The sequence below is a fragment of the Mesorhizobium sp. M7A.F.Ca.CA.002.09.1.1 genome (assembly GCF_003998555.1).
Taxonomy (GTDB): Bacteria; Pseudomonadota; Alphaproteobacteria; order Rhizobiales; family Rhizobiaceae; genus Mesorhizobium; species Mesorhizobium ciceri.
On the sequence record NZ_RZRR01000648.1, the window covers coordinates 1 to 3,293 of the forward strand.

The window sequence follows — 3,293 nt, forward strand, 5'->3', positions numbered from 1 at the left end:
GGTTGATACCGCGCAAAAGGGGAAGGGCCGGCTGCTCGATCATCTGCCGCCGGAGCGTATTCCGGGATTCGTCGATCGAACGAAATCGCTCGGTCTGATGGTCGGCCTGAGTGGATCGCTGGAAGCTCCGGATATTCCGCGCCTATTGCCTTTCGCTCCCGATTTTCTCGGCTTTCGGGGGGCGCTGTGTGGCCATTCCGGTCGCACGAGTTCGATCAGCGCCGAGGCGGTCTCGCAGATTCGCGAGTTGATCCCAGCGGAATCCGGGACCGGCGATCAATCGAGTATCGACTATCGCCTGTTGGCAGCGAGAGGCTATTCGCCGGACACCGACCCGACACTGGGCACGGACAGGATTTTTGTGCGGGATTTTGTTCTGCCGGTCCAGATCGGTGCCTACAGCTTCGAGCATGGCCATACTCAAAAAGTGCGCTTTGATGTGATCGCCGATGTGCTGCAAATCACCGACCATCCCGAGGACATGCGCCATGTGTTCTCCTACGACATCATCATGGACGGCATTCGCACCATCGTCGCGCGGGGCCATATCCAGCTCAGCGAGGCTTTGGCCGAGCAGGTGGCAGCGCACGTGCTGGAGAACCAGCGTGTCGTGCGCGTCACGGTTAGGGTGGAAAAGCTCGAGCTCGGCCCTGGCGGCGTCGGCGTTGAGATCGAACGCAAGCGCCAATCGGCGGGACGCGGTGCTGCCTCCGGCATTGCTGGCCGAAAAGACCGAAGCGTTGTTTTCCGGCCGCGCCAGGAGCGCCCCGAAATGCTTCGACGGGCCATCGTCAAGCTTGGCGGCAGCACGGCCCATGCGGCGGAGATGAAGAGCTGGATCGCAGCGCTGGCGGGTTCCAGGCTGCCGATCGTCATCGTGCCCGGCGGCGGGCTCTTTGCCGACCATGTGCGCGAGACGCAGACCAGCATGGAGTTTTCCGACACCGCCGCTCATGCCATGGCGATCCTGGCCATGGAGCAGTTCGGCCATGTCATCCTCGACCGGGACGAAAGGCTGGCGCCGGCACGGTCGCTGGACGAGATCGGGCGAGTGTTGGAGGCGGGGAAGGGTCCGGTGTGGCTGCCGTCGTCACTGGCACTGCCGGCGCTGGATGTTCCGGCCTCCTGGGACATTACCTCCGATTCTCTGGCCGCCTGGCTTGCCGGCAAGCTTGGCGCAAACGCGCTGTTGCTTGTCAAGCAGACCGGTGCATTCTTCGACAGCGATACCGCTGACAGCCTGAGGGCCCGAGGCATTGTCGACCCAGGCTTTGCCGCCATGCTGCCCGACGGCATCGATTTCCATCTCGCCGGTCCGAAGGATGCTGCCGGGGCCAGCGCGATGCTCGCGTCGGGCAAGCTGCCCGGCATCCGGATAGTGGCTTCAACAGGGTCGTCGGCAAAGAAGGCGGGATAGCCGATGGTGAAGCTGCATGTGCCGCGCTGGGCGTGGGTTTTGACGGGTTCCGGGCATTTTTTTACGGAGAGCTTCGCACTTGTTCGCCAGCTCGAACATTGCGATGTCTTCGTGTCTAAGGCCGCCAACGAAGTGCTGCGCATGTACAAGCTTAAACTTGATTTCCCGGAGACGACGCGCGTGCTGCACGACAAGACCGCAAGCGCGATCCCGGTCGGCGAATTCTACCACGGTGTCTATCACACGGTCGTGGTGGCGCCGGCCACGTCCAACACGGTCGCCAAATGCGTGCATGGCATTTCCGACACGCTCGCCACCAATGTCTTTGCCCAAGCGGGAAAGTGCCGTGTGCCAGCCATCGTCTTTGCTTGCGACACTGCGCCGGAACTCGAAACCCAGGCACCGCACGGACTGGTCAAGGTCTATCCGCGCAGGATCGACCTGGAAAATACCAAACAGTTGAAGAGTTTCGAGCGGACCCTGGTGGTCGAGTCGCTCGCTGATCTCGAAGCCTCGCTCACACGGCGCCAGGCCGAACTCGCAAGCGATGGCTGAGCGGCTGGTTTTTCTTACCGGCCATCTGGCCAAGGCGCGGCTGGAACGGCTGCTGACCGGGCTGGGCAGAACCGAATTCGTGTGGGAAATCGTCGACGTCGGCGTCAAGGTCGCCGCGCTGATGAGCGAGGACATCGTGAAGCGTCGGCTCACTCTGACAGGAGACGTCGACCGCGTCATCCTGCCCGGACGCTATCGGGGAAACATCGAACACCTGTCGGAGCATTTCGGCGTGCCCTTTGTGCGCGGCCCCGACGAGATCGCCGACCTTCCGGCCTTCCTTGGCCGGGCGGGCAAACCGCCGGATCTGACGCGTCACGATATGCGCATCTTCGCCGAGATCGTCGATGCGCCGATGCTGTCGGTCGAGGCCCTGATGGCGAGGGCCTCGATGCTGGCTGCGGCCGGCGCGGATGTCATCGATCTGGGCTGCCTGCCGGAGACGCCGTTTCCGTTGCTGGCTGAGGCAGTGCGGGCACTCAAGGCACAGGGGTTTGTGGTCAGCGTCGATTCGGCCAGCGCAGACGAACTGTCGATCGGTGCGCACGCCGGCGCGGACTATCTTCTCAGCCTCGATGAGAACACGCTGCCGTTGATCTTCGACCATCGGGCTACGGCAGTGTTGATACCCTCCATCCCCGGCGATCTGGATTCGCTCGGCCGGGCGATTACCGCGGCACAAAAGGCCGGCGTCGCCTTCATTGCCGATCCCGTGCTCGACCCGATCCATTTCGGCTTCGCCGTTTCACTCGGGCGCTTCATCGAGGCGCGGCGCCGTTGGCCGGACATCGAATTGCTGATGGGCACCGGCAATCTCACCGAATTGACCGACGCCGACAGTTCCGGCGTTACAGCCGTGCTAGCGGGGCTCTGCTCGGAACTCCGGATCCGGAACGTGCTGACGGTGCATGTCAGCCCACACACGGTGCGGACGATCGAGGAGCACGATATCGCCCGCCGCGTCATGTTGGCTGCTTGCACGGACGGCGCGTTGCCGCGCGGCTATCACCCAGGCCTGTTGCAGGTCCACGATCGCAAGCCTTTCACAGCCTCAACCGACGATATCGAGGCATTGGCGGCCCAGGTGCGCGATGCCAACTTCCGGATCGCGGTAGCGGAGGACGGCATCCATGTTTTCAATAGCAAAGGGCATGCGGTTGCCACGGATGCGTTCGAACTTTTTGCCTGGCTGGACGTCAACGCCGACGGCGCACACGCTTTTTACCTCGGCGCGGAACTGATGAAGGCGGAGATCGCGTGGCGGCTCGGCAAGCGTTATGTGCAGGACGAGCCGCCACGCGATCTCCGCCTTCATCAGTTC

At 63.0% G+C, this 3,293-nt stretch carries 3 protein-coding genes; all 3 read left to right on the forward strand.

The features are described from left to right. A partial coding sequence (locus EN994_RS36315; protein WP_127307843.1) for a (5-formylfuran-3-yl)methyl phosphate synthase occupies positions 1–1,417 on the forward strand: 1,417 nt, incomplete at its 5' end. Positions 1,418–1,420: 3 nt separating this feature from the next. Further along, positions 1,421–1,972, forward strand: coding sequence for a flavoprotein (locus tag EN994_RS23790; protein ID WP_013532041.1), 552 nt, complete (start codon positions 1,421–1,423; stop codon positions 1,970–1,972). Beyond that, the coding region (locus tag EN994_RS23795) for a DUF6513 domain-containing protein (protein WP_127307844.1) at positions 1,965–3,293 on the forward strand (1,329 nt) is incomplete at its 3' end. The genes EN994_RS23790 and EN994_RS23795, both read left to right, overlap by 8 nt.

Excerpts from the sequence above, each read along its gene's own strand:
- EN994_RS23790 (WP_013532041.1), top strand. The coding sequence starts at position 1,421 with ATGGTGAAGCTGCATGTGCCGCGCTGGGCGTGGGTTTTGACGGGTTCC.